The following is a 24,560-nucleotide window of genomic DNA, read 5'->3' as shown; positions in this document are numbered from 1 at the left end:
TGCCAGGTCCCCGCCATGCTCTGCGCTGACCGTCGCGACCTGCTTCTGGCCGGTCTCGCCGGTGCCGGCCTCGCCGTCGGCCGCTTGCGTCCCGGCCGTGCCGCGGCCCCCATCGACCGGGAAAAGGTGCTGGTCGTCGCGATCGGGTCCGACCCCGTGGGGCTGGAACCCGCGGCGAACCGGGCAGAGCCCATCGGCAGCGAGATCATCGTCAATATCTTCGACCCGCTGGTGTCCTGGGCGCGCGACAGCGACGCCGAACCGCAAGGTCGTCTGGCCGAAAGCTGGCGCGTCGGCGACGACGGCCGACGCTATTCCTTCACCCTGCGCGAGGGACTCACGTTCCACGACGACACGCCGTGTGACGCCGAGGCCGTGCGCTTCTCGCTCGAGCGCACGCGCAGGCTCAACCCGTACATGCGCGCCAGCCTCGATGCCGTCGAACGCTTCGAGGTCACGGGCCGGTTGACGCTCGACATCGTGCTCCTGCGCCCGGTTCCGTTCTTCCTGTCCCTGCTGGCACAGCCACAGAGCGGCATCGTCAGTCCAACCGCCGTCCGCCGCCTCGGCCCGGATTTCGCCAGCCACCCGGTCGGAACAGGGGCCTTTCGCCTGCAAAGCTACACGCCCGATGTCGGCCTGACGCTTGTGCGCAATCCGTCCTATTTCCGCGGGCCATCGACGCTGGAATTTCTTGTCTACCGCGTCATTGCCGACGCATCGACGCGCAGGCTGGAACTGGAGCGCGGCGAGATCGACATCTGCCAGCAGCATGCGCAGCTGACGTCGCTACCCATGGCCGACATCGACTCGTTCCGGCGCAATCCCGAGATTCAGGTCATCGAGATCTCCAGCCAGATCATGCGGCAACTGGAGTTCAACAACCGCGCAACCGGGGGGCCCGTCACCGATCTGCGCGTGCGCAAGGCCATCGCCCACGCCGTCGATTATGACGGGCTGGTCGATGGCGTGCTCGCGGGCACGGTCGACCGGGCCTATGGGCCGCTGCCGACCACCAACTGGGCGTTCGATCCGGCCATGCGGTCCCTGGCGCCCCACTACGACCCGCAGCAGTCGCGCGCGCTGCTCGCGGCGGCCGGCTACGCGCCCGGCGCGCTCCAGATCTCGCTTTATACATTCGAGGGCACATTCTGGGCGGCGGTCGCGACGTTCCTGCAGGCCAGCCTCGCCGCCGTGGGGATCGACGCGCGCATCGAGCAGATGGAATTTCCAAGTCTGCGCGCCCTGCACGTCGCCGGTCGTTTCGAGGCCGCCCTCGACGGACGCGAACCGTGGTACAATGATCCGGACGCGCATATCACCATCGGCTATCTCTCCGGACTGGCCGAGACCGCCATGACGTTTCGCATGCCGCCCGATACGGCGCTCGACGGCTTGATCCTGCAGGCGCAGACCGAAATCGACCCGACGCGGCGCAAGACCCTGTATGGCCAGATCCAGGCGCGCCTGATGGCGCGCGTCCCGGCGGTGTACCTGTTCACCAACAAGGTCATCGTCTTCGCCCGCAAGGAGGTCCAGGGACTTGTGGTCAAGTCGACCCCACCACTGAACGAATACTGGAGCGTGTCCAAGACACGGGCGTATCCATGATCGCCTATGCGCTGCGGCGCCTGATCGCGATGCTGCCGGTCCTGGCACTCGTTCTGGTCATCGTCTTCGGCCTGACACGCATGATCCCGGGCGACCCCGCCGAAACGCTGCTGGGCCCGGGCGCGACAACCGCCCAGATCGACGCTCTCCGCCACGAACTGCGGCTCGACCGACCCGCCCTGCAGCAGTTCATCGACTATGTCGGGGGCCTTGCACGGGGGGATCTCGGCGCGTCGATCAAGACGGGCCGCACGGTCGCGAGCGAACTGGCCGCGCGCCTGCCGGCCACGATCGAACTGGCGTTCGCCGCCTTCGCGCTGGCGCTGCTGGGCGGCATTCCCGCAGGCATCCTGGCCGCGCGCAGGCCCGGCGGCCCCGTCGATCGCACGCTGCAGTTCCTCTCTCTGTGCGGGGTGTCGATCCCGGCGTTTCTGCTGGCGTTCGGGCTGCAATATGTGTTCAGCGCGTGGCTGGGCGTGCTGCCGGTCGCCGGTCGAAACAGCGCCTTTGCTGTCGGCGAGGAGCAGGGCGGCTTCGCGCTGACAAGAAGCCTTCTGACATTCCACCTGACGACGTTCGGCGATCTTGCGGCGCATATCCTGCTGCCTGCGACCGTGCTGGCGGCGTTTCTGGCCGCCACGCTGGGGCGGTTCCTGCGCAATACGATGATCGACACGCTGTCCGAGGATTACGTCCGCACCGCGCGCGCGAAAGGCCTGACCGAGCGCGCGATCCTGCTGAAGCATGCGCTTCCCAACGCCATCGGCCCGTCGATCATGGTCCTGGGCGTGCAGTTCGGCGACATGCTGGGCGGCGCGATCCTGACCGAGACGGTTTTTTCCTGGCCGGGCGTCGGGCGCTACATGTTCGAAGCCATCCGCGCCCGCGACTATCCGGTGATCCAGAGCACGACCCTGGTTTTTGCGCTGATGTTCATGCTGATGTCGCTGGCGGCGGACCTGCTGAGCGTCGCGCTCGACCCGCGGCTCCGTCAGGACCGGGGTCGGGGATGAGGCGCCTGTCATGAACAATCCCTTGCTGCGGCATATGCTCCGTCATCGCGGCGGCCGGTTCGGACTGGCGATCCTGTGTACGATGGTCGTGCTGGTCGGTGCAGCGCCCCTGTTCGCAGGCCATACACCAACCGCGCTGGACGTGACGCGCATGCTGCGCGCGCCGTCGCTGACGCATCCATTCGGCACCGACCTTTTCGGTCGCGATGTCCTCGCCCGCACGCTGTACGGCGGGCGACACACATTGGCCATCGGTGTGGGCGTGGTCGGGATCGCGTTCGTCGCCGGCGTCACGCTTGGCACATTCGCGGGGTTCTATGGTGGTCTGTTCGACGCTGTCGCGATGCGCCTGGTCGATGCGGTCCTCAGCTTTCCGGCGCTCGTGCTTGCGATCGCACTGGCCGCGGCACTCGGTCCGGGGCTGCTGGACGCCATGCTCGCGATCTCGATCACCATGACACCGCAATTCGCGCGGCTCGCCCGCAGCCAGGCCCAACGCATCGCCGGCACCCTCTATGTCGAAGCCGCACGGGTGATCGGCGTGCCGGGCCTGCGAATCATGACGCGCCATGTCCTGCGCAACGGGATTGCACCGCTGTTGACGCTGGGCGCCCTGTCGGTCGGAACAGCGATCCTGCAGGTGGCAAGCCTCGGGTTCCTGGGTCTTGGCGCACAGCCGCCAACGGCGGAGTGGGGCGCCGATATCGCCGCCAACCTCGACTACGTGCGTGTGGCGCCCTGGGTGCTGATCAGCGCTGGCGGGTCGATCATGCTGACCGTGCTGTCCTTCAACCTGATCGCCGATGCGATCGCCGACTATCTCAATCCAAGACGACAGACCGCGAAAGGGCGCTCCGGACAATGACGACCGCCAGCCCGCCGGCCCTGACCATCGCGCAGGAAAAAGTCGACTTCTTCCCGGCCAATCGTGTGACCGATGACCGCAGCATCCTGACGCTGAAGGCGCTGGTCATGGAACCGTTGTGCATGTGGCGCGATGGCCGGATCTTCCCGGCTCTGTTCGCGCGATGGGAATGCGACGCACAGGGGACCGTCTGGCATTTCCATCTGCGTCCCGATGCCGTCTTTCACGACGGCCATCGCTGCACGGCCATGGACGTGGTCGCCTTTATCGATGCGATCTGCACATCGGTCGATATGTTCGGCATGAAATGGTCCTACGCACGCTATTTCGCCGACGTTCATTTCGACGCACTCTCCGATGATACGCTGCGTGTGACCACCGCACGCCCGATGGGCGACCTGCCCGAGATCTTCACGGAATTCTACCTGTCGCGCCAGGACGCCCACGCGCGTGCGGTCATCGGCACCGGCCGCTACCGCGTGACTCAATTCACGCCAGGCGTGTCCGCCACGCTGCACCCGGCTGTGGTCGGCACCGAACCGGAACTGACCTTCTTCGCCGTCCCGAAGGCGGAAGATCGGCTTGAACGCCTGCGCACCGGACGCATCGACCTGGCATGCCAGATGGACTGCCTCGAAGACGTTTCCGACCTCACACCCGACGTGCAGTGGCTCGGCGCCACCCATTGCCTGTCGGTCATGGCCTACCTCAATTGCTCCAGGGGGCTTTTTCGCTCGGCCGAGGCGCGTCTCGCGGCGAACCTTGCGATCGACAACGCCGCCCTGTGCCGCGAGATCTACGACGGGCTCGCCATCCCGGCCGCCACGATCGTCAGCCCGTATCATAACGGGTTCGCCGAGGCAGGCATCACACCGCTTCCATATGATCCGGACGCCGCGCGCGCATTGCTCGCGCCCCTGGGTTTCACGGGTGAGGTCGTGCTGCGCACCCCCACTTTCATGCCCGAACACGCACCGAAAATCGCAGGATTCATCAAGCGTGCACTCGAAGACCTCGGGCTGGACGTACGGATCGACACCGCAACCGACCGGCCCGGCTACGCGCGGGAGATCGGCAACAAGGCGATGGGCGATATCGCGATTTTCGACTCCTCGCCGCACAGCACCTTCCGTGTCCTGAACGACAAGATCAGCCGTGAAAGCCATGGTGTCTGGTGGCAGGGCTTCGACGACGACGCCGTCGAGACGTTGATCGCCCGCGCCAACGAGACCATCGACCCCACGGCGCGCGCAGCGGCCTATGGCGCATGCCTCGCGCATCTGCGCGAGGCACCGCCGTGGCTGTATCTGGCGCACCCCAAGACGCTCGTGGCCACGCGCCCGGGCCTTCACGGCATAGGCCTGGACCACAAGGGCATCCTTCACCTCGAACCGGAGCACAGGACATGAAACAGGATTATTCGATCACCTTTTTTTACTATGACAAGCTCGAATCGGTCATCCCGTTCTACGAGCACACGCTCGGTTTCGAGCTCGTTCTGGATCAGGGACTCGCGCGCATCTACCGCATCGGCAACAGCAGCTATTTCGGCATGGTAGACGGCAATCGCGGCCATTTGCGCCACCAGCCGACCAATGCCGTCCTGCTGACGATCGTCGCCCAGGATGTCGAGGGATGGCATGCGAGGATGCAGACCGCCGGCGTCGCGAAATTGACCGGGATCCAGAAAGGAAATTTCTGTGAGCATTTCTTTTTTGAGGATCCCGAAGGGTATGCCATCGAAATTCAGCGATTCCACGACCCCGCGGTCGCGGCGCTGTTCCGCGCCTGAGGTCCTGCCATGTCGATCCTGCGCTCCTCGGCCGAATCTCTGATCGAACGTTTCGGCACGATGCCTCTGCTCTGGTTCCCGGATGGTTCGCGCACGCCTGTCGCAATCGGCGCATTCTACGTCCCTCTGCTGGTGAGCTACACGCAGGAAGACATGGAGGCCAAAGGCCTGCGCAAGCTGGCCGACCCGAACGCGCCGCGTCCGCCGGTGCATTTCACCGCATTGGAAATGGCGACGCGGGAACGGGGATGCCTGTTCTTCGGCGGCACGGGCGCAGGCAAGACGAGCTTCGCACTCGATCTTGCGCTCAATCTTGCCGGCGCGCACACGGGCGATCCGCAGTATGGTCTCGCGAAGCTGCGCCGTGTCGTCGCGCGCAACGATCTCGGCATGGCCGCGGAAGAGTCATGGTGTGGCGACGTGCCCTGGCCTGTCTACTGCCCGGCACGCGCCGGCATCAGCCTGAGCGACCTGATTGACGAGCATACGCCCTGGCTCGATACGGAACTTGATGCGCCCGCACCGCCGACGGTACTGCTGATCATCGACGGAATAGAGCAATTTTCGGATCCCTCTGCCGCACTGCAGGAGGCGGGCGATCTGCTCGCCCGGCATGCGACATTGCGCCTGATATTGCTTGGCAACGATTATTACTGCCGCAGCCTGCCGGTGCCGGATGCCATCGCCCAATTCACACTGATCGACTTCAACAGCGTACAGCGTGCAAATGCAGTGGCGGCCTATGGACTCGTCGCGAATGCGGACCTGATGTGCGGGCGGCCTGATCTGTTCGCGACCGCCGCCGTCCTTGGCCATGCCGTTGAGGGCAGCGCGCTTGCTCTGGCCGACGCCTGGCTTGCCTCGGCGTTCGACGGCGCAACGCGCGACGCGCTGGCGCACGCGGCCCTTGCTTATCTTTGCGATGACCAGACGGCGTTCCAATCCAACGAGGCTTCACTCGGCCCGGTCATGGGCAGCGCTTTTGCCCGTACGGTACTGATCCCCGCGCTGGCCGCACACGCGCTCTCCCGCACGCAGGTTGCGACGATTGTCAGCACATTCGCCGGACATCCGCGCGCCTTGCGCACAGTCATACCGTTGCTTGCGGAAATCTGGCATGCAAACGGCCGCGAAGTCGGACCACTCGCCCGCGCCCTGCTCGCGACGCGTGATGCCTTCGCGACCGGTATCCTGATCGGCGCGGACATGATCGTGACCTATGACCCCTCGCCTGATGCGCTGGCGTTCGCGCGCGCGGCACTGGCCGAGATGATCGCACGCGGGGACGCGACCCTGGCGCTGCGCGATCGCGCGGCGCAGAGCCTCGCGCTGATTGGCGATCCGCGCGACCTGGGCGAGTTGATCGCGATCCCCGCCGGCCGCGCGGTCATCGGCTCGGACACCCACCCCAACTCGATGCCGGTGCATCATGCAGACGTGGCTGCCTTCCTGATCGGGCGCTATCCGGTCACAAACGCCGATTACGGCGCGTTCGCCTCTTTCACCGGGCGGCCATGGTCCTCTCCCGACGCCGCGTCGCCTACACGTTCCAATGCCCCGGCGACCGACCTGACCTGGTACGACGCCTGCGCCTATTGCGCGTGGCTGACCGAGCAGTGGCGTGCCAGCGGAAGGATTACGCCCGACCAGCATGTTCGTCTGCCGACGGAACCGGAGTGGGAATGGGCCGCGCGCGGGGCGCAGCCCGACCAGCCGGGCAGCGTTCGCTACCCCTGGGCCGGACCGTGGGCACCGGGCCTGTCGAATTCGGCGGAACTCGGCCTGAACGTCGTGACCGCGGTGGGGATCTGCCCCGGCGGCCGTACGCCGCTTGGCATTGATGATATGGCCGGCCAAATATGGGAGTGGACGACCACGCTCTGGGGCTCGGATATGGCGAATCCAAGCTTCACCTATCCCTACCGCGACGATGGACGTGAAGCGCTCGACGCCGATGTCACAGTGCGCAGGGTGTTGCGCGGCGGATGTTTCTCCAGCGGCAAGATGAAAGCCTGCTGCACCTATCGCGGCAGTCTCGAGCCGAACGGATTCTGGCGCGGCAATGGATTCAGGATCGTGGTGGCACGGACATCGTCAAATTGACGACGATGAGGGTCTCCAGGGGGATATGATGCGCAGAACAATCGACAGGATTGCTGGTACGCGCAAGCCTGTAGGCAGCGAACTTCAAAAAATCTGCAGGTAAGATATTCAACGTCACGAATGGCTTCTCGAGCGAGACCTTGCGCGACTCGTCGGCCGGAGGTTCGGAGACTTCATCTTCCGTACCGAGGCCGATGTCATTTCCATTACACACAAGATTTGCGAATTCGGCTTTGCGGAATGCATGAGTTCCTCACGGTCCTTGCTACGGGCTATCGATCGGTTAAAGCGGCAGAAGATCGTTCCGTAGCACCATGCCGCCGTGGACATCATGCCACGGGCAGGAGACTGTCGATCACGGTGCCCAGACCTGTACCTGACCTGTCGACGTGCGCCTTGTAGACTGCTTCCCTCTTGAAGGGTCAGAGTTTAGTCTCACGCATGATGGTGACATGGCCCAGCTTATGGAACGGCTCCAACTGCTCCGGCGTGGCTCCGGCATCGGTGATCAGCGTCCAGGGCCGGTCGATGGTGGTCCAGGCGTGCGACGTCGCGCGGCCCAGCTTTTCCGCCGTCGCCAGCACGTAGATCTCGCTGGCCTGCGCGATCATCAGGTCCTTGAGCGAGGCCTGCTCATCCGCAGATTCACAGATCCCCCGGCTGGCGACAATGCCGTCGCACCCCAGGAACACCCGGTCAGCCGTCATGCGCCGCAGGGCCAGTTCCGCATACGGCCCGACGAAGCCGAGGCTGACCGGGCGCAAGGTTCCGCCCAGTGACAGCAATTCGATCCCGGGCTGCCCTGCCAGCACCTGCAGGCTTGTCAGGCCGCAGGTCACGACGCGCAAATTGACACGCAGCTTCAGTTCCAAGGCCAGCGCGCCGGTCGTCGTGCCGGCATCCAGGATGATGGTCTCGCCGTCCTCGATCAACGAAGCCGCCATGCGTGCGATCGCGCGTTTCTGCTTCACCTGCTCGTCGGCGCGCTGTGCCAGGGATTGTTCCGGCGCAGCATGGCTGACGGGCGTGCCGCCGCCATACGTCCGCACCAGCACGCCCTCGCGCGACAGTCGTGCGAGGTCGCGGCGGATCGTGGACAGCGAAACCTCGAACGTCGCGGCAAGATCGTCGGCGTCTGTCATGCCGGCCTCGACATGTTTCAGAATTCTCTCTCGCCGTTCCGCCGCGATTTTCATGTCGTCATACCCTCGGCCGGCGCCAGCGCCACCGCTTGGCGCAGGGCTTCCAGCAGCGATCGCTCGTCTGCCACGCCGGTCCCGGCGATGTCGAAGGCAGTGCCATGATCGACCGACGTGCGGATGACCGGCAAGCCGACCGTGATGTTTACACCGGCTTCCAGGCCCAGGACCTTGACCGGCCCATGCCCCTGGTCGTGATACATGGCGACGACCATATCGAAATCCCCCCGTCCGGCGCGAAAGAACAATGTGTCGGCCGGCAGCGGCCCTTCCACATCCCATCCCCTGGCGCGACAGGCGCGAATTGCCGGTTCGATCTTTTCCGCTTCTTCCCCATGGCCGAACAGACCGTTCTCGCCCGCGTGGGGGTTGATCGCGCACACGCCGATTTTCCGACGCGGCAGTCCCGCCGCCTCCAGCACCGCATGGCCGCGCATAATCGTCCGTTCGACCAATCCGGGCTCGATCTTCGCGATCGCATCGATCAGGCCGATATGCGTGGTCACGTGAATGACGCGCAAATTCGGCGCCGTCAGCATCATCGAAACCTCCGCCGTGTCGGTCAAGGCCGCCAGCAACTCGGTATGACCGGGGAAATGGTGCCCGCCGGCATGCAGGGCCTCCTTGTTCAGCGGCGCGGTGCAGATCGCCGAGACCTTGCGTTTCATCGCCAGTTCGGTTGCGACCCGGACGTAATGGAAGGCGGCATCCCCCGCAACGGGCGAAAGGGCACCGAACGGAAGATCCGCAGGGATCAGCCCCAGATCGAAGCAATCGACGGTGCCGGCCTGGGCACGGGCCTGCTCCACCGCCGTGATCGTATTGATCCGCAGGCCCGTGCCGACAAGGTCACCCGCGCGGCGCAGTCGCTCCGCGTCGCCGATGACGATCGGACGACAGCGGTCGTACAGATCCGCGTGGGCCAGGCTTTTCATGATGATTTCGGGACCAACGCCGGCGGCATCGCCCATCGTGATCGCAATAGGTGGCAAGGACATGAGAACGACTCCGTTCAGTTCGCGGGAGCAGGATCTTGTTGCTTCAGAAGGGCGCGACAGGTCATCAGGGTAGCCTCGTCACCGAATGCACCGGCTTTCGTAATGACGGGATATGTCACGGCCCCCTCGGCAATGGCGACTGGCACGCCGGGTTGCACCTCACCGACCAGCCGCAGGCCCGTCGCGCCGAACGCCAGCAGGATGGCCCGAGCGGTTTCTCCGCCACTGGCGACGAGGGCCCCGACATGCCCTGCCCAGGGGGCCAGGAGAGCCCCCAGCGCCACACTGAGCGACGCGCCGTCCGCCAGGCTCGCGCCCGGTTCAGGCGCGAGCGAGACGACGACATCCTTCCCGTCCTGCTTCACCCCAGTCAGCACCCGCGACAGTTCATCCCGCGCGCGACGCCAGTCCGGCGTTCCGGCACCGGCGCGCAGGGTGGTCGGCGTGATCCGCACATGGGCGACATCGGCGCATTCCGCCAGCATTGCGACCTGTCGGGCGGATACGGCCGAAAGGCTGGCGATCACGAACAGGATCGGGCCCGCCGACTGCGCGACCGGTACGCGTGGTACAGGCCGCGTGGCACCCGACGGCAGGCTGCCCGACACGAAACGCGCAAGTCCCGCCGACCCCGCCCAGATCGCGCGATCGCCCAGTTCGGCCCCCGCCGTCACGATCCGTGCCAGATCCATATCCGTTTCCGCATCGCACACCAGCACGTCCACCCCCGCCTCGGCCGCCAGCAGCGCGGTTGCCAGTCCGTCATTTCGGACCACATCCAGCGGCAGCACCGACGCGCGAAGTCCGGCCACGGCCAGCATGTCAGAGAGGATGGCACGTCCGGGCATCTTCTCGTAGCGCCAGATTTCAGTTTCCTCCAGCGGAAGGCGGTGAAGATACTGGATGCCGCCGCGCGTCGTACGCCCCATCACGGGAAACGCGGGGGCCAGTACGATGACGGCGGGCCCATGGACACGCCGCGCGGCAAGGGTTGCGGCCAGTTCGATCGCCAGATGCCCCCGCAGGGTGGAATCGATTTTCCGAAACACGGTTCGCCCCGGGCGAGCGTGGATGTCGCCGATACGCCTGGCGACCAGTTGCGCCTCGGCCGGGGAGAGGCCCCGGGTGTCCGCGTCGATCGCGACGACATGGCTGCGCGCCATGTCGAGGTCACCGGTCAGCGCCACCGATACTTCATGGCCCGCAGCGACGCAGGTGATGGCGCAGTCCGCGGCCCCCGACAAGTCATCGGCGATGATGATCATGGAACATCCCCTCATGGTCTTACATTTTCACCAGACGAGTCTGCGGCAACTTGTCAGGTGGAGAGGGTGCCGCCACGCTTTCGGCCGGGAGCCCATTCCCGCGCATAAGACGCGCCCATTGCGCCGTCAGCAGCGGAACCAGCAGGCTGGAGGTCACGACGCAGGCCGCGACCAGGATCGTCGCCGGCCCCGCCGCCGCCTGATAGGCGGGGTTCGCAGCCGCGATCAAGGCCGGCACCGCCGCCGCGTTTCCCGCCGTGGAAGAAGCGGCCGCGCCGGCCGTGCCGTTTCCGCCCGCCAGCCGGTCAGCGCCGATCAGTACCACGGCGGACATGGCCACCACCCCGACACCCAGCCCGATCCCCAGCAACCCTGCCCCCCACACCTGATGCAGGTCGAGCGTCGTCCCCAGCGAGAAAGCGAAGAACGGGATCAGCGCGGGACTGGCGGCCCCCAGAAGAGCGCGCATGTCCCGGTCCATATTGCCCAAGGCGATCCCGAAGGCGAGTGGCAGGATCGCCCCGACCAGGGTCTGCCACGGAAACGCCGACAGGCCGGCCACGCCCAACGTCACCATTGTCAGGAACGGCCCCGATTCCAGTGTCATCACCACATAGGCCCCGGCTTCGTCCGCGCGGCCGAACTGGTTCATCAGCGCCATGTAGAGACCGCCATTCGTATCATTGATGGCAGCGACGACGGCCAGGGTGGAAAGCCCGGCAAACCATCCTCCCGTTACCGGATGCTCCCCGAGGACATGCCCGAGCAGGACGCCCACAAGCACCCCCATCGCGATCTTGGATCCCAGTAGCGTCCCACCCCGGCGCGCCATGGCCGGAAGCGCATCCAGGGAGATCGTCGTGCCCATGCAGACATAGAACACGGCAAGGATCGGCAGCGCCCCACGAAATAATGCGCCAGTAAATGACCCGAAGAACTGCCCCGTCCCTGGGGCGAAGGTGGCGAACAGGGAACCGGTCAGCAATGGGACGACCATCATGCCGCCGGGTATGCGATCAAGGGTTCGCTTGATACCTATTTGCATGATTTTTCTCTTTTTTATCCATGCAGCATGCATCAGGCATAGGCTGACAAAATGATCGAGTCAATCATTAAAAAATAACTTGCGCGTTTCGATCATATTTTTCAGCGCATCCCGGAATGGAACGATTATTTCATGGAAGCGCCAGAACGGCGCACGCTGTCCGAGCGGCAATGCAGCGATCGCAGGCTTCGGTCGCGGCGCTCGCCCAAAACATGACCTGAATGAAAAGACCGTTCGGAAGGAATGAGACTATGGAAGGCTCCGATAGGGCGGCTGAAAAGCTGCCAGCTCATCGAGTCTGTCCAGAGAGGAAGAAGCCATGTGCGTTGCATTCAGGCGGCATACCCTGCTTCCGCCGGGTGACTACCTCCAGCATGAGCGCATCATGCGCGACACCATCCAGACACGATGCCTGAGGCATCAAAACTGGATGGGGCACAGCCTCCGTCATCTCACGCCATCCGAGTCACGAATCTTTCGGCGACGTACAGCGGCGCGGCCTGAAACCCCCAAAGGCCGCCGGCCTTGAAAACCGCTCCATGATCGGGTTCCAGATTTCACGGCCCCGGCGGGCCTGGGCCACGCCCGGCCTGCCGAGCTATCCTCCAGCCAGACCAAATATAACGTATACGTCATTAATCCGATACCCAACCCCTTTTTTCCGTGTCGGGATTTCCGCAAAAATTACCGGCAAAGCGGCACTTCAGGGCTTCGGTCCAATTTTTTTGATTGCGTAAATATCGTCTGTACGTGATAATCCGGTATCGTATCGAGCTCAGGACGTAATGATATTTCATGGCCTTTGCTCCGCCCTGCCTTTTCCTTCCGCCCCCACGCCCGCAAGGTGCAAGATGCTGACACGCGACCGCTGCTCGACCCGTCTGCTCCTCCTTCTTTCAGGCATGCTCGTCACGCCGCCTCTCGTCGCCGAAGCCGCCACGACGCCGAAGAAGACCGTCGGCGGCAAGCCCGCGTCCCACCCGGCGGCCGGCCAGCCGGCGGCCCAGGCCCGTACCCCCCACCAGGACACCTTCCTGGCCTCCACGACCGAGAACATCGGCGTCATGCAGCGGCGCGCCAGCCGTGGGCTGGAAACCCCTGTTTCGACAACGGTGTTCAAGATTTCCGCGCCGGGCACGTCCGTGCTAAAGGCCCTGGCCAACGTGCCCGGCGTCGTCTTCCAGTCCGACGACCCACAGGGGCTCGATACCGGCGGCGTGCAACTTTACATGCACGGCTTCGCCCAGAACCAGATCGGCTTCTCGCTCGACGGCATTCCTCTCGGCGAACCCGTCTACCGTAACTACAACGGCCTGAATACAGTCGAGGCGATCTCATCGGAAAACGTCGGCCGGATGGACGTTTCGCAGGGCTCGGGCGCGCTCGACATGCCCAGCACGAACAGCCTCGGCGGCGCTTTCCGCCTCTATTCCTCCGACCCGAAGGACAAGATGGGCGGCACCATCGCCCAGATGGGCGGCAGCAATACTACCGTGCACAGCTTCTTCCGCTTCGACAGCGGCCTGCTGAACCCGAGCGGCACCAAGTTCTTCGCCTCGTACATGCGCAACGACACCGACCTGTGGTCGTGGAAAGGCGGCGACCAGTTCCTCCAACAGGTCAATTTCAAACTGGTGCAGCCCATCCATGAAAACAGCAGGATATCGCTGTTCTTCGACTGGTCCGACCTGCAGCAGACGAACTACCAGGCCGAATCTCTGGAAATGATCCACAAGCTGGGATACGGGGTGTCGGACTACTATCCCGACTACCGGACCGCCTATCTCGCCGCGCAGGGCATCTACACCCATGGCGAGGATTTGACCAGCGATCCGCGCGACGTTTCCTATTATGATGGCACCACCACCACCGTGGATTACCTCGGCGGGGTGAACCTGAACTTCCAGATGACAGAACACTTGCGCTGGGATTCGGTCATCTACGGCCACGGGCAGGACTCGAATACCGAATGGTCCGATCCGTGGATGGCATCGCCCAACGGCGCGCCGATGTCTGAGATCGTCAAGCAGCCCCAGATCCATCGCTACGGCCTGACCTCGGCCGCCACCTATGAACTCGGCAAGCACGAGATCCATGCCGGCCTGTGGTACGAGAACAATAAATATATTTCCCCCATGTTCGCCTATTCCGACCCGGTTCTCGAACCCGGCCAGACGCTGACACCGAATCCGTTCCGAAAGTGGACTGACGCCTTCATGATGCCGTGGGGGCAGACGTACAACACCAACACGCTTCAGACCTTCATCGAGGAAACCTACCGGCCTATCCAGAACCTCTCGCTGCACGCCGGCTTCAAATCACTGCTGAGCAACACGCGCGTTTCCGAGACGGGCAACGACCCGTCCTATACCGGCGTGCAGGACGTCGCAGGCGGCGTGGGCCTCACCACCTTCGGCGCGTTCCTGCCGCACTTCAGCGCCGATTATCATTTCCTGCACCATCACGAGCTGTATTTCGACGTGTCGCGCAACATGCGCGCCTATCCTGAAAGCGGCTACCACCTGTCGTCCTCGCCCTTCGCCGTGTCGCAGGCGGCCTTCGACATGTCGCGCTCGACGATCCGTCCGGAATCCGACTGGTCCTATTCGGTGGGCTACCGCTATACCGACAAACTGCTCGACGGCTCGCTCAGCGGCTATCACGTCGATTTCTCCAACCGTCTCGGCGCGCTGGTCAGCGGCAGCCAGCTCAACCCGCAGACGATCGTCACCAACCTTGGCGGCGTGACCATGAACGGCATGGACGCGGCCCTGACCCTTCGTCCGCTGCGCGGGCTGAGCATCTTCAATTCGATCAGCTATAACCACGCCACCTACGACAACAACATTACCCAGCAGGGCGTCGTCTATGCGACCCACGGCAAGCAGATCGTGAACTATCCGAAGTTCATGTACAAGGCGGGTGCCGATTACAGCTTTCGCCGCGCGACGTTCCATATCGATGCGATGTACATGGGCCGCCGCGAATTCAGCTACACCAACGACACCTCGGTTCCGGGCTACTGGCTTGTGAATTTCGGCGCACGGTACGATTTCGGCCGGATCGGTCCGATGCATAACCTTGCTGCGACCTTCAACGTCACCAACCTGACCGGGATCAATTATATCTCGATGATGGGCGGCGACCTGGGCAACCCGCTCAGCGGCGACTACCAATCGCTGCTGACCGGCGCGCCGCGCCAGTTCTTCGGCGGCGTGCGGGCCGACTTCTGACCGGCGGCGATCCCCGGGGCGGGACAGCGATGTCCTGCCCTTCTCCTTATCCGGCCGTCGCGATAAATATCGGGCTAAGGACCAGAGCTGATGGAGCACCAGCAGGCATGACGATCGACGCACCCGCGCGCCTCGAGGCAAAGGGTGCTCGCCCACGCCTTGCCGAACGCATGAGCTTCGCCTTCGGGGACATCGTGGGAAACGGCCTGTTCGGCCTGTCCGGTTCGTACCTTCTTTATTTCTACACCAATGTCTACGGGCTGACGGCGGCCAGCGTCGCAATGCTGATGCTGCTGGTCCGCGTGGTGGACAGTGTCTCCGATCCCCTGATCGGCTACATGATCGACCGGCGGATCCTGTTCGGGGGACGGGTGCGGCCCTACCTCAAATGGTTTCCGCTGCTGTTCGGCCTGGCCACCTTCTGCTGCTTCCTGCCGCTGCCCCTGGGGCCGCACGGCAAGCTGGCCTGGGCCTATGTTGGCAATCTCGCCCTGGGGATCACCTTCTCGCTGGTGATCGTACCATACGGGCTGCTGCCCAACGTCATGACGCGCAACGGCCAGGACCGGCTGTCGCTCGCGATGTTCCGGATGTGTGGGGCGACGCTGGGCACCTTCATCGTTGGCGCCTGTACCCTGCCCGCCGTGCAGATGTTCGGACAGGGCAACGAACGGCTGGGCTACCCGATCACGATGGCGGTCGCCGGGCTCGTCGGCGGCCTCGTCGCGATGATCCCCTATTTCACCTGCCGCGAACGCTACACGCTCGACGCCGACCAGGCGCCCCTGCCGATCCTGCTCGGCTCGCTTCTGCGCAACCGGGCCTGGATTGCTGTGACGATCGTGCTGAGTCTGTTCTACATCAACATGACGGCGTTCTACGGTCTTTCGATCTATTACGCTGCCGAGGTCCTGGGCCGGCCGAAGATGTTCGGCGGACTGCTGATCTCCCTGATGGGCATCGGCAAGGTCTTCGGCACGATGGCCTCGCCCTTCCTGGTGCGGCGCCTTGGCCCGCGCGGCACGGTCATTGCGCCCTATGTCCTGTCCATGGCCTGCCTCGCGCTGTTCTATATCAGCCCCAACCGGGCCGAGCCGCTGGCGGCGCTCTTTACCTTGACATGCTTTTTCGAAGGCATGACGCTGCCGGTCTTCTACGCGATGCTGGCCGACTCGATCGATTTCGGCGCGCGCATCACCGGGGTACGCGCGGCGGGGATGGCCTATTCGATCAACAGCTTCTTCGGCAAGGTCGCCTGGGCGATGGGCGGCGCGCTGTCGGCGGCGCTGCTTGGCTGGGGTGGCTACGTGCCGCAGGCCGCGACCCAGACGCCCACCGCGCGCGCCTTCATCACCTTCGGCTTCATCGGCGTGCCGATGTGCGTGGCCTGCGTCTCGATCCTGCTGATCTGCCTCTACCCGTCCGAGCGTCACCTCGCCGCCGTCTCCGCCCCCAACCCGCTGAAGACTGACCCATGACCGTCGAAGACATCGCCGACATCGCCGACGATCGCGCCGCACTGGTCGAGCTGGCGGCCCGCCTGACGCGCGAGGAGAAGATCGACCTCGTCAGCGGTCGCGGCCTGTTCAGCACCGCGCCCATCCCCCGTCTGGGTATTCCCGCCATCGTGATGGTCGACGGTCCGAACGGGCTGCGCTACGTCCCCGACCAGATCACGCGCGAGGACGCCGATCTCGGCGCCTTCCTCGCCGCGGTGCGGACAGGCGGCGAGGACGAGGAGGCGGGCGCCAGCCTGCTGCTGGGCGACAGCCTGCCCGCGACATGCTTTCCCGCCGCCTCCGCCCTCGCCAACAGCTGGGACGTCGGGCTGTCCTTCCGGATGGGGGCGGCGCTGGCCACCGAGGCGCGCGCGCTCGGCGTCTCCATCCTGCTCGGTCCGGGCATCAACCTGCGCCGCTGCCCGCTGGCCGGCCGGGGGTTCGAATATTACAGCGAGGACCCGGTGCTGTCCGGCGACATGGCGGCCGGCATGATCAACGGGCTGCAACGGAATGGCGTAGGCGCGTCGCTGAAGCATCTCGCCTGCAACAATGCCGAAGCCGAACGCACCAGCATGGATTCGGTCGTGGAGCCTCGGGCGCTGCACGAACTCTACCTCCTGGGCTTCGAACGCGCGATCGCCGCCAGCGCGCCCTGGACGGTGATGACCTCCTACAACCGGCTCAACGGCACGCACACCTCGGCCGACCCCTGGCTTCTCCGACAGGTGCTGCGCGACCGCTGGGGATACGGCGGTACGGTGGTATCCGACTGGCACGGCATCCAGGACCGTCCGGCCGCGCTGGTCGCGGGCAACGACCTCGACATGCCGCACAGCGCCGCGCGCAAGCGCCGCCTGCGCGCGGCGCTTGCCGGCGGGCAGGTTCCTCCCCAGGCGCTCGACGAAGCGTGCGTCAACATGCTGGCCCTCGTCTCGCGCGCGCGCGCTGCTGCGCGCACGCACGTGCCGACGCCCGACTTCGCGGCGCATCACCGGCTTGCCCGGCATCTGGCGGCGCGGTCCTGCGTGCTGCTGGCCAACCGGCGGGGCGCCCTGCCGCTGGCCCCCGTGGACGGCGAAACGCTTCTCGTCGTCGGCACGGGCGCCCGCTCGCCGCAGATCCAGGGGGCAGGCAGCGCCGTGGTACGCCCCCGCGCCTGCGATGTGCCACTCGACGCACTGCGCGCACTGGCGCCGCCCGGCGTCCGCCTCCTGCACTGTCCCGGCTGGGCCGACGACGGCACCCCCGACACGGCCCGTCATGCCGAGGCCCTGGCCGCCGCACGCGGGGCACGCAGCGTGGTCGTCTTCGCCTCCACCCCCCCCAGCGTCAGCGGCGAGAACGCAGACCGCCGCTCGCTCGACCTGCTGGCGGCCCACGACGCGCTGATTAGCGAACTTGCCCGCACGCATGACCGGGTGATCGTGGTGCTCACCCATCCCGACGCGGTGCTTCTGCCCTGGGCCGACGACGTCGCCGCCATCCTGTCCGCGGGATACGCGGGCCAGGGGTTCGGCGGCGCCATCGCCGACCTGCTGTTCGGCCATGCCAACCCGTCGGGCAAGCTGTCGGTCACCTGGCCCGCGCGGATCGAGGATTGTCCCGCTCTGCCCGGCTTTCCTGGCGAGAACGGAAAACATCTGTACCGCGAAGGAATCTTCGTGGGCTATCGCCATTACGACCGCAAACGCATCGCCCCGTTGTTCCCGTTCGGATTCGGCCTGTCCTATACCCGCTTTCGCTACAGCGACCTGGTCCTCGACTCCGCGGCGCTGGCGCCGGGCCAGGATCTCGCGGTGCACTGCACCGTCACCAACACCGGCACCCGAGCCGGCCATGAAATCTGCCAGCTCTATCTGGGCCGGGACGCCTCGCAGCGCGGTACGGGGCCGGACCATCCCGACCGCGCGCTCAAGTCCTTTTCAGTGGTCGAACTGGCCCCCGGTGAAAGCCGGCAGGTCACCTTCACCCTCGGCCCGCGCGATTTCGCCTGGTTCGACGTGGCATCGAACGGCTGGCGCGTACCCGATGGCATGGTCACGATCGAGGTCGGCGCTTCCTCGCGCGACATCCGGCTGAGTGCGCCGCTTCGCGTAACCGGCGACGGCACGGCCGCCCGGCGGCTGACCCTGCACACACCGCCGGGCATCGTGCTGGCCACCGATCACGCGCGCCGGCTCCTGGTGCCTTGGCTGGCCGGCCAGATGACGGCCGACGACACCGCGGCCGACGCGCTGCTGGAACGCTGTGGCGCCTCCTTCCTCGGGCTTTATGACACGTTGAGCTGGTCGCTCGGGCGCGAGCCGGACGAGGACGGGCTGATCGCGCTGCTCGATCGCATCAACCATGCCAACGGAATCGTCACGGACGAAGGGACAGCATGATTCTCGATACCACCATCCCGGCCGAACGCGCCTGGAACAGCTGGTCCGACCGGCCGGCGGCACTGAGCTTCCTGCCGCTCGGCGTGCATGTCACGCCGGTCCTGTACGCCACCAGCACCCGCACGGCCAGCCTGCTGCCCCCGGGGCCGCAGCTTCTGTTGGGGCGGCACGCGACCGACGCCAGCCTGGTCGAGTTCGAAACCCGACACGCCGGCACCCGCATCGCCTTTCGCTACGACAAGGCCGATCCCTACGTGATGCGCGGCGCGTGGACGGGGCTGGCGCTCGCCGAATGGGGCCTGCGCTACTGGGTGACGCTGTGCCTCTCGGCCGAGGATGGCGCCATCGTGCGCTACGAGGACGGTGCCGAAGGGGGGGCCGCGGTCGTCGCCATCGGCTATCGTCATGTCGCCCTGGTATCGGCCGACCGCGCGGTGCAGGTGACCACGCACGACACCATCGAGGACGTCGCGCGCGATTTCGAAGCGAACGGCTATTTCTACACCGGCAGCCGCGGGACCGAGGGGCGGGTCATCGCGCTGCGCTTCAATCTCGAAATGATGCGCGAGGGAACATTCGCCGTCGCCGTCTCCGACGACCCCGCGCTGGCCATCGCCAAGGCCCGCGCGGCGCTCGGCACGGTGCCCGAGGTCTCCGCGTGCCTGCCGGCGCAGACCGGCCGCCACGCCGGCGCGCTGGACGCGGTGCGCGACATCATGGCGTGGAACACCCTGTACGACGGGCTGAACCGTCGGCCGTACACCACGGTCAGCCGCACCTGGAACCTTGGCAGGTTCGCCGTCTGGTACAACGACCAGACCTATGCGGCGCTGATGTGCGGCCTGTTTGACACCGAAATGGCGCGCGAAAACATGGCGACCGCGCTGGCCAGCGCTACGCCACAGGGCAATTTCGCCTGCATCGTCACCTCGAATGACGCCTGGGTGGACCGCACCCAGGCGCCCAACGGCGCGTTCATGGCGTGGATGATGTATCTGCGCTCCCGCGACCGGACGATGCTCGAGGCCACGTACGGCCCCCATGTCCGCAACCACCTGTGGTGGCGCGCCCATCGCGATCCGCAGGGGCGCGGCCTGGTCTCCTGCGGCACGTCGGACGTGGGGCAGGCCCTGTACAAGGGCACGCATTTCGGCGCGCGCAACGAAACCGGCATGGACAATTCCACGACCCATGACGAAGCGCTCTACGACCCCGCGACCCGGACGCTTTCGACCCTCGACGTCGGACTGAACTGCAGCCTGGCGCTGGATGCGGAGATGCTGGCGCATATGGCGCGCGAGACGGGGCGCGAAGAGAGCGCCGCACGGTTCGAGGCACTGGCCGACCGCAGCCGCACGCTGATCCGCACCGAACTATGGGACGAGGCGCGCGGCATCTTCGCCAACCGCCAGCGCGACGGCGACTTCGTCCAGGGCTTGGGACCGACCAGCTTCTATCCGCTGATCTGCGGGGCGGCGACCGCGGAACAGGCGGCATCGCTGCTGCGCCATCTGGAGGACCCGGCGACCTTCGGCGGCGAATACGTCATCCCGAACGCCACGCGCGACCATCCGGCCTTCGCCGACAATGTCTACTGGCGCGGACGCATCTGGCCCAATGTCAATTATTTCATCTGGCACGCGCTGCGCCGCTACGGCTTCGTGGCGGAAGCCACCCGCTTCGCCGAACGCAGCATGCGCCTGTTCGATCAGTCGTGGGTCGACCGGCGCATCTCGGGCGAAAACTACAGCGCGGTCAACGGCGAGGCCTCCGACCAGCTCGACGCGGACCTTTTCCTCTCGTGGGGGGCGATGCTACCGATGCTGGGGGTCGCGGAAGTGATGGACATCAACCCGTGGTCGGGCTGGGAAATCACCCTTGCGGGCGAGGATGCGCGGCTGGGGCCGGTGTGCAGCCCGATCGGCAGAGTGACGCTCGAGACCACCGGCGGGGTGACGACGCTCCGGCACGGGGACATTCCGGTCCTGCGCACCGACGCGACCGGACGACTGACCGATCTCCACTTCGGCGACGGGATCTTTTCGTGCCGCCTGCACTGCACGGGCGAGGGCACGCTCGCGCTGCCCGCCATCGTGCACGGCCGCGTCGTCTCGGTCCGGCTCGACGACCGGGTGCTGCCGCCCAAGGCCGGGCCGGACGGCGCGACCCACGTCACATGGCGTGACGCGGCCCCGGGCGCACGGCTGAGTGTGCATTTCCTGCCGGCCGAATGACCGGTCACACCCTCGACGCGCCGCCGTGGTTCACCGCGCCCGAGGCGCGATTTCGCACCGCCGCCTTCTGGTTCTGGGACCATATCCCCGACGAGGCGACATGCCGCGCGGCCCTCGCCGGGATGAAGGATGCGGGGCTGGGCAGCGTGATGGTGCAGGCACGCCTCTCGCTGCCACTGGATGATTATCTCTCGCCCGCCTACCTCGCGCGCTGCCGCTTCGTCGGCGCCGAGGCCACGCGGCTCGGCCTGGGGATCGAGATCTACGACGAATATTGCTGGATGTCCGGCCATGGCGGCGGCCGCGTGGTCCAGGGCGCGGATCATCTGCGCGAACGCCACCTGTTCTGGACCCGGGGGCAGGTGACGCGCGGCGAGGCGATCCTGGACATCGGCGCCATCCGCTCCCCTTTCCTCGACTTTCTCGGCCCCGCCGTCCGCACCTGGTGCTACGAGGACGGCACCCCCCGATGGGCCGACTGGCAACCCGTGGCCACCTTCGTCGAAGGCGCGTCCCCCCCGGCCGGCTACCGGCTTGAGACCAACGCGGCGGTTGAGGTCATTGCGACGCGTGATGACGGATGTACGATCCGCATCCTCCTGCCGGACTGCGCCGACGGCACGCGGGTGACATTGTTCCTTGCCGGGCGCTGCGCGACGTCGCGCCTCGTGAACTACCTGCTGCCCGAGGCCGCCGCGCGGTTCGCCCGGAAGGTCTACGCCCCGCTACGCGACGCGCTGGGCGGCGGCGGCTTCTTCTTCGACCATCCCTACGCCGGCTTCTACATCTGGGACGGCCATTACGGCGCGCTGGGCAACAGCCTGCCGTGGGCGGACGACCTCCTCACCACCGCCGAAATGCCGGAATTGCTGGCGCTGGTGCAGGATGTCGGACCACGCACGGACATACTGCGGGCAGGGTTCTTCACCCGCCACGCGCGCCGCATCCGCACCGCCTTCCTGGGCACGCTGCGCTACTGGTGCGACGCCCATCAGGTGGAATTCAGCGGGCACGAACTGCTGACCCACGTCGGCGGCTGGGACCTGCGCGCGGGCATCGGCGGGATCGACCCGCGCGTCATGCCCGGGGTCGATTATTTCGCCTTCGATTCATACCGTAGCGCAACGTCGGTCGACGCGGCGGATTATCGCATGCAGCTCTCGGCGCGCCTGGGCGATTCGGTCGCCCGTGCCAACGGGCGCAGCCGCTGCACGGTCGAACAATATGCCACGGGCCGCGAAACCGGCGCGCCGTCCCTCGCCGGGCAATGGGGGCTGACGGCGGAACGGCTGCGCATGCAATGCATCCGCCATCTTCTCTCGGGCGCGCGCCGGGTCGTGCTGCACGCGCTGTATCTGACCGACGGGTTCGACCCCGGTACGCAGGACGGGTTCAATCCACGCTTCGACTTCCCGCCCGGCTTCAACTTCCAGCCCTGGTGGCAGGACATGCCCGGCACGTTCACCGAACTCGCCCGCCTATCCGCCTTCCTCGAGGACGGCACGCCCCTGCGGGCGGTGGCGCTGCTCTATCCGCTGGACACACTGTGGACCGGTGGTGGCGACCTGCCTTGCACGCGATCCTTCGGCTGGTGGGCACAGGCGCTGACCGACGCCGGGGTCGGGTTCGACATCGTTGACGAGCGCCAACTCGCCCTGGCCACGCTGGATGGCGGCGAACTGGTACTGCCGGGCGGGCGTTACGCCTGCATCATCCTGCCGCATGTCACCCTGTTCCAGGACGGGCGCACGGCGGCGTGCCTGGCCGCGTTTCTCGACTCGGGGGGGCGCGTGCTGCACTCGGGCGCGCCGCCCGTGCACTGCCGCCGCGCCGAACCGTCCGACGCCCTCGCGCGCCTGCGCGCCGGAATGCCGCCCCCTTGCGACACGCCGGACGCCATTGCCCGCGCCATAGCCCGACATCTCTCCCCCGCGCCGCTGCGCATCGAAGGCGCCCCCCAGCGCGTCGCCGCCCAGATGCTGGGGAAGACCCTCAGGCTCGCCTGCGTCAATGACGGCGACATCGCGCGCACGGCCGTGCTCGCCCCGGCGCCGGTGCGCCGTGCCGTCGACAGCTGGGACGCCGCCAGCGGCACGATCCATCCATTGGCGGTGGTTCCGGAAAACGCCACCCTGCACCTTGATCTTCCCGCACAGGGGCTGCTGTGCCTGGACATCCGCGACATCCCCTCCGACACGCCGGATCGCGCGATCGCACTGGTCCCCCGTCCAATGGGCACGCATCTCTCCGCCGACGACGCGGACAGCCTAATACTGATCGATGAATGGATGTTCCGCCCGGCCGACGGCGACGACTGGGCCAGTATCTCCACCACGTGCGGCTGGGAACAACAGGGATATCCCCGCTTCGCCGGGACGGGCATCTATCGGCGGACCATCGCGCTACCCCCGCCGCCCGAGGGCGCCACATGGCATTTGGTGCTGCCCCACGTCGCAGGCTCCGTCACCTGCCTGCTCGACGGCGCGCCGGTGGGTACACGCGTGACGACACGGGCGGTCTTCGCCCTGACATGGCGGCCCGGGATGGCCGAGATCGAACTCCATGTCCGCAATACGGCCGCGAACCGCTATTATGCTGGCACCCCCCTGTGGGACGGAACGCCCCACCCCTCCGGCCTTCGCGCGCCACCCCGGATCGAGGCATGGCGCCCCCTGCGCGCGCCGGACATTTCGGGTCAAGCCGGATCATTTATTTCGAAATAGAAATCAATATCACACTCAGCCGAAGGCTAGAAGCGCCCTTTGAAGCCGCACGCAACTTGCCGGGCATGGCGACCGATCGCGGCCAGGCCATCGCGCTGAAGACGGGGCGGCATCCTGCCCGTCCTGTTACAGGCTATTTCATGGACGCGATCGACCGGGTCAACATCTCCCTTACCGCGCTGCGGATCACACATCAGTTCAACATCTCATCATCCGGCTTCGGCATGATCGGCCGATCAAGGCTCCGGAAGAGAAGAACGCCAAGCTGAAGCGGTTCCTGGCAGAGAGCGTCACGGACGTCTCGACATTTTCGGGCTGTACGAACCATCGCGTTTACCGAAAACCTCATGCGCAGGGACCGCTTTCGTGGTCGACTCCCGTGACATCATCGCGGACAGGATCGTATCAGTTCGGTCCGTCGACCGCCATCAGCTCGGGATGGAACGCGGGGCTGTCGACACGCTTGAAGCCCTCTTTGCCCAACCAGGATCCAGCCATGTCCGTCGAGCCGTCGCCATCTTCGTCGGTCGAATCATTGAAATATTGGTCCACCAGTTCCGGGGTGGGCTGAATCGAGCCGATTTCCAGAGGTG

The 24,560-nt window shown here is 65.9% G+C and carries 17 protein-coding genes and 1 pseudogene; 13 read left to right on the top strand and 5 right to left on the bottom strand.

Features of this window, described 5'->3' with window-relative positions; genetic code table 11:
* Positions 1-15: 15 nt before the first annotated feature.
* The 6 genes from HLH28_RS15900 to HLH28_RS15875 are packed head-to-tail and all read left to right on the top strand — an operon-like array spanning position 16 to position 7,384.
* Complete coding sequence (locus HLH28_RS15900; protein WP_182960992.1) at positions 16-1,611, top strand: ABC transporter substrate-binding protein; 1,596 nt, start codon at positions 16-18, stop codon at positions 1,609-1,611.
* Positions 1,608-2,624 carry an ABC transporter permease gene (locus HLH28_RS15895; protein ID WP_182960990.1) on the top strand — a complete coding sequence of 339 codons (1,017 nt, stop codon included), beginning with the start codon at positions 1,608-1,610 and terminating at the stop codon, positions 2,622-2,624. The genes HLH28_RS15900 and HLH28_RS15895 overlap by 4 nt, the downstream gene beginning before the upstream one ends.
* Positions 2,625-2,634: 10 nt before the next feature.
* Complete coding sequence (locus tag HLH28_RS15890) at positions 2,635-3,489, top strand: ABC transporter permease (RefSeq protein WP_182960988.1); 855 nt, start codon at positions 2,635-2,637, stop codon at positions 3,487-3,489.
* Positions 3,486-4,898, top strand: coding sequence for an ABC transporter substrate-binding protein (locus tag HLH28_RS15885; RefSeq protein ID WP_182960986.1), 1,413 nt, complete (start codon positions 3,486-3,488; stop codon positions 4,896-4,898). Before HLH28_RS15890 ends, HLH28_RS15885 begins: the two co-directional genes overlap by 4 nt.
* A complete protein-coding gene (locus HLH28_RS15880; protein ID WP_182960984.1) occupies positions 4,895-5,281 on the top strand; it encodes a VOC family protein in 387 nt (128 codons plus the stop codon). Before HLH28_RS15885 ends, HLH28_RS15880 begins: the two co-directional genes overlap by 4 nt.
* 9 nt (positions 5,282-5,290) lie before the next feature.
* On the top strand, positions 5,291-7,384 hold the full coding sequence (locus HLH28_RS15875) for a formylglycine-generating enzyme family protein (protein WP_182960982.1): 2,094 nt from the start codon (positions 5,291-5,293) through the stop codon (positions 7,382-7,384).
* Between the two features lie 422 nt (positions 7,385-7,806).
* On the opposite strand, the gene HLH28_RS15870 is transcribed toward HLH28_RS15875, so the two are convergent.
* From HLH28_RS15870 to HLH28_RS15855, 4 genes are read right to left on the bottom strand one after another with little or no spacing between them, the layout of a single operon-like run.
* Positions 7,807-8,580 carry a DeoR/GlpR family DNA-binding transcription regulator gene (locus HLH28_RS15870; RefSeq protein WP_182960980.1) on the bottom strand — a complete coding sequence of 258 codons (774 nt, stop codon included), beginning with the start codon at positions 8,578-8,580 and terminating at the stop codon, positions 7,807-7,809.
* Entirely contained in the window at positions 8,577-9,581 is a 1,005-nt protein-coding gene (gene pdxA / locus HLH28_RS15865) for a 4-hydroxythreonine-4-phosphate dehydrogenase PdxA (RefSeq protein ID WP_182960978.1), read from the bottom strand. The genes HLH28_RS15870 and pdxA overlap by 4 nt, the downstream gene beginning before the upstream one ends.
* Before the next feature lie 14 nt (positions 9,582-9,595).
* Complete coding sequence (locus tag HLH28_RS15860; RefSeq protein WP_182960976.1) at positions 9,596-10,846, bottom strand: four-carbon acid sugar kinase family protein; 1,251 nt, start codon at positions 10,844-10,846, stop codon at positions 9,596-9,598.
* 19 nt (positions 10,847-10,865) lie between these two features.
* The gene (locus tag HLH28_RS15855; protein WP_182960974.1) at positions 10,866-11,891 is read right to left on the bottom strand and encodes a 2-keto-3-deoxygluconate permease; all 1,026 of its coding nucleotides are present in this window, start codon (positions 11,889-11,891) and stop codon (positions 10,866-10,868) included.
* A 116-nt stretch (positions 11,892-12,007) separates the two neighbouring features.
* Between HLH28_RS15855 and HLH28_RS18485 the strand changes: the two are divergent.
* The 7 genes and pseudogenes from HLH28_RS18485 to HLH28_RS15825 form a co-directional block, all read left to right on the top strand.
* A pseudogene (locus HLH28_RS18485) lies at positions 12,008-12,132 on the top strand (IS481 family transposase); the annotation flags it as partial.
* A gap of 610 nt (positions 12,133-12,742) precedes the next feature.
* A complete protein-coding gene (locus HLH28_RS15850; RefSeq protein ID WP_182960972.1) occupies positions 12,743-15,124 on the top strand; it encodes a TonB-dependent receptor in 2,382 nt (793 codons plus the stop codon).
* Positions 15,125-15,231: 107 nt separating this feature from the next.
* A complete protein-coding gene (locus tag HLH28_RS15845) occupies positions 15,232-16,602 on the top strand; it encodes an MFS transporter (RefSeq protein ID WP_182960970.1) in 1,371 nt (456 codons plus the stop codon).
* On the top strand, positions 16,599-19,010 hold the full coding sequence (locus HLH28_RS15840) for a beta-glucosidase family protein (RefSeq protein ID WP_182960968.1): 2,412 nt from the start codon (positions 16,599-16,601) through the stop codon (positions 19,008-19,010). Before HLH28_RS15845 ends, HLH28_RS15840 begins: the two co-directional genes overlap by 4 nt.
* Positions 19,007-21,244, top strand: coding sequence for an MGH1-like glycoside hydrolase domain-containing protein (locus HLH28_RS15835; RefSeq protein WP_182960966.1), 2,238 nt, complete (start codon positions 19,007-19,009; stop codon positions 21,242-21,244). The genes HLH28_RS15840 and HLH28_RS15835 overlap by 4 nt, the downstream gene beginning before the upstream one ends.
* Positions 21,241-23,967, top strand: coding sequence for a glycoside hydrolase family 2 protein (locus HLH28_RS15830; protein ID WP_182960964.1), 2,727 nt, complete (start codon positions 21,241-21,243; stop codon positions 23,965-23,967). The genes HLH28_RS15835 and HLH28_RS15830 overlap by 4 nt, the downstream gene beginning before the upstream one ends.
* Entirely contained in the window at positions 23,907-24,236 is a 330-nt protein-coding gene (locus tag HLH28_RS15825; protein ID WP_182960962.1) for a hypothetical protein, read from the top strand. Before HLH28_RS15830 ends, HLH28_RS15825 begins: the two co-directional genes overlap by 61 nt.
* Positions 24,237-24,372: 136 nt before the next feature.
* Here the strand turns inward: HLH28_RS15825 and HLH28_RS15820 are convergent.
* A partial coding sequence (locus tag HLH28_RS15820) for a hypothetical protein (RefSeq protein ID WP_220790137.1) occupies positions 24,373-24,560 on the bottom strand: 188 nt, incomplete at its 5' end.

This window comes from Gluconacetobacter tumulisoli, assembly GCF_014174155.1.
GTDB classification, from domain to species: Bacteria; Pseudomonadota; Alphaproteobacteria; order Acetobacterales; family Acetobacteraceae; genus Gluconacetobacter; species Gluconacetobacter tumulisoli.
This window is presented reverse-complemented; position numbering and strand designations above follow the sequence as displayed.

Bases quoted from the DNA above. Each gene is read 5' to 3' on its own strand.
- HLH28_RS15900 (WP_182960992.1), top strand. From the start codon at position 16: ATGCTCTGCGCTGACCGTCGCGACCTGCTTCTGGCCGGTCTCGCCGGT.
- HLH28_RS15895 (WP_182960990.1), top strand. From the start codon at position 1,608: ATGATCGCCTATGCGCTGCGGCGCCTGATCGCGATGCTGCCGGTCCTG.
- HLH28_RS15890 (WP_182960988.1), top strand. From the start codon at position 2,635: ATGAACAATCCCTTGCTGCGGCATATGCTCCGTCATCGCGGCGGCCGG.
- HLH28_RS15885 (WP_182960986.1), top strand. From the start codon at position 3,486: ATGACGACCGCCAGCCCGCCGGCCCTGACCATCGCGCAGGAAAAAGTC.
- HLH28_RS15880 (WP_182960984.1), top strand. From the start codon at position 4,895: ATGAAACAGGATTATTCGATCACCTTTTTTTACTATGACAAGCTCGAA.
- HLH28_RS15875 (WP_182960982.1), top strand. From the start codon at position 5,291: ATGTCGATCCTGCGCTCCTCGGCCGAATCTCTGATCGAACGTTTCGGC.
- HLH28_RS15870 (WP_182960980.1), bottom strand. From the start codon at position 8,580: ATGAAAATCGCGGCGGAACGGCGAGAGAGAATTCTGAAACATGTCGAG.
- pdxA (WP_182960978.1), bottom strand. From the start codon at position 9,581: ATGTCCTTGCCACCTATTGCGATCACGATGGGCGATGCCGCCGGCGTT.
- HLH28_RS15860 (WP_182960976.1), bottom strand. From the start codon at position 10,846: ATGATCATCATCGCCGATGACTTGTCGGGGGCCGCGGACTGCGCCATC.
- HLH28_RS15855 (WP_182960974.1), bottom strand. From the start codon at position 11,891: ATGCAAATAGGTATCAAGCGAACCCTTGATCGCATACCCGGCGGCATG.
- HLH28_RS15850 (WP_182960972.1), top strand. From the start codon at position 12,743: ATGCTGACACGCGACCGCTGCTCGACCCGTCTGCTCCTCCTTCTTTCA.
- HLH28_RS15845 (WP_182960970.1), top strand. From the start codon at position 15,232: ATGACGATCGACGCACCCGCGCGCCTCGAGGCAAAGGGTGCTCGCCCA.
- HLH28_RS15840 (WP_182960968.1), top strand. From the start codon at position 16,599: ATGACCGTCGAAGACATCGCCGACATCGCCGACGATCGCGCCGCACTG.
- HLH28_RS15835 (WP_182960966.1), top strand. From the start codon at position 19,007: ATGATTCTCGATACCACCATCCCGGCCGAACGCGCCTGGAACAGCTGG.
- HLH28_RS15830 (WP_182960964.1), top strand. From the start codon at position 21,241: ATGACCGGTCACACCCTCGACGCGCCGCCGTGGTTCACCGCGCCCGAG.
- HLH28_RS15825 (WP_182960962.1), top strand. From the start codon at position 23,907: ATGGCGCCCCCTGCGCGCGCCGGACATTTCGGGTCAAGCCGGATCATT.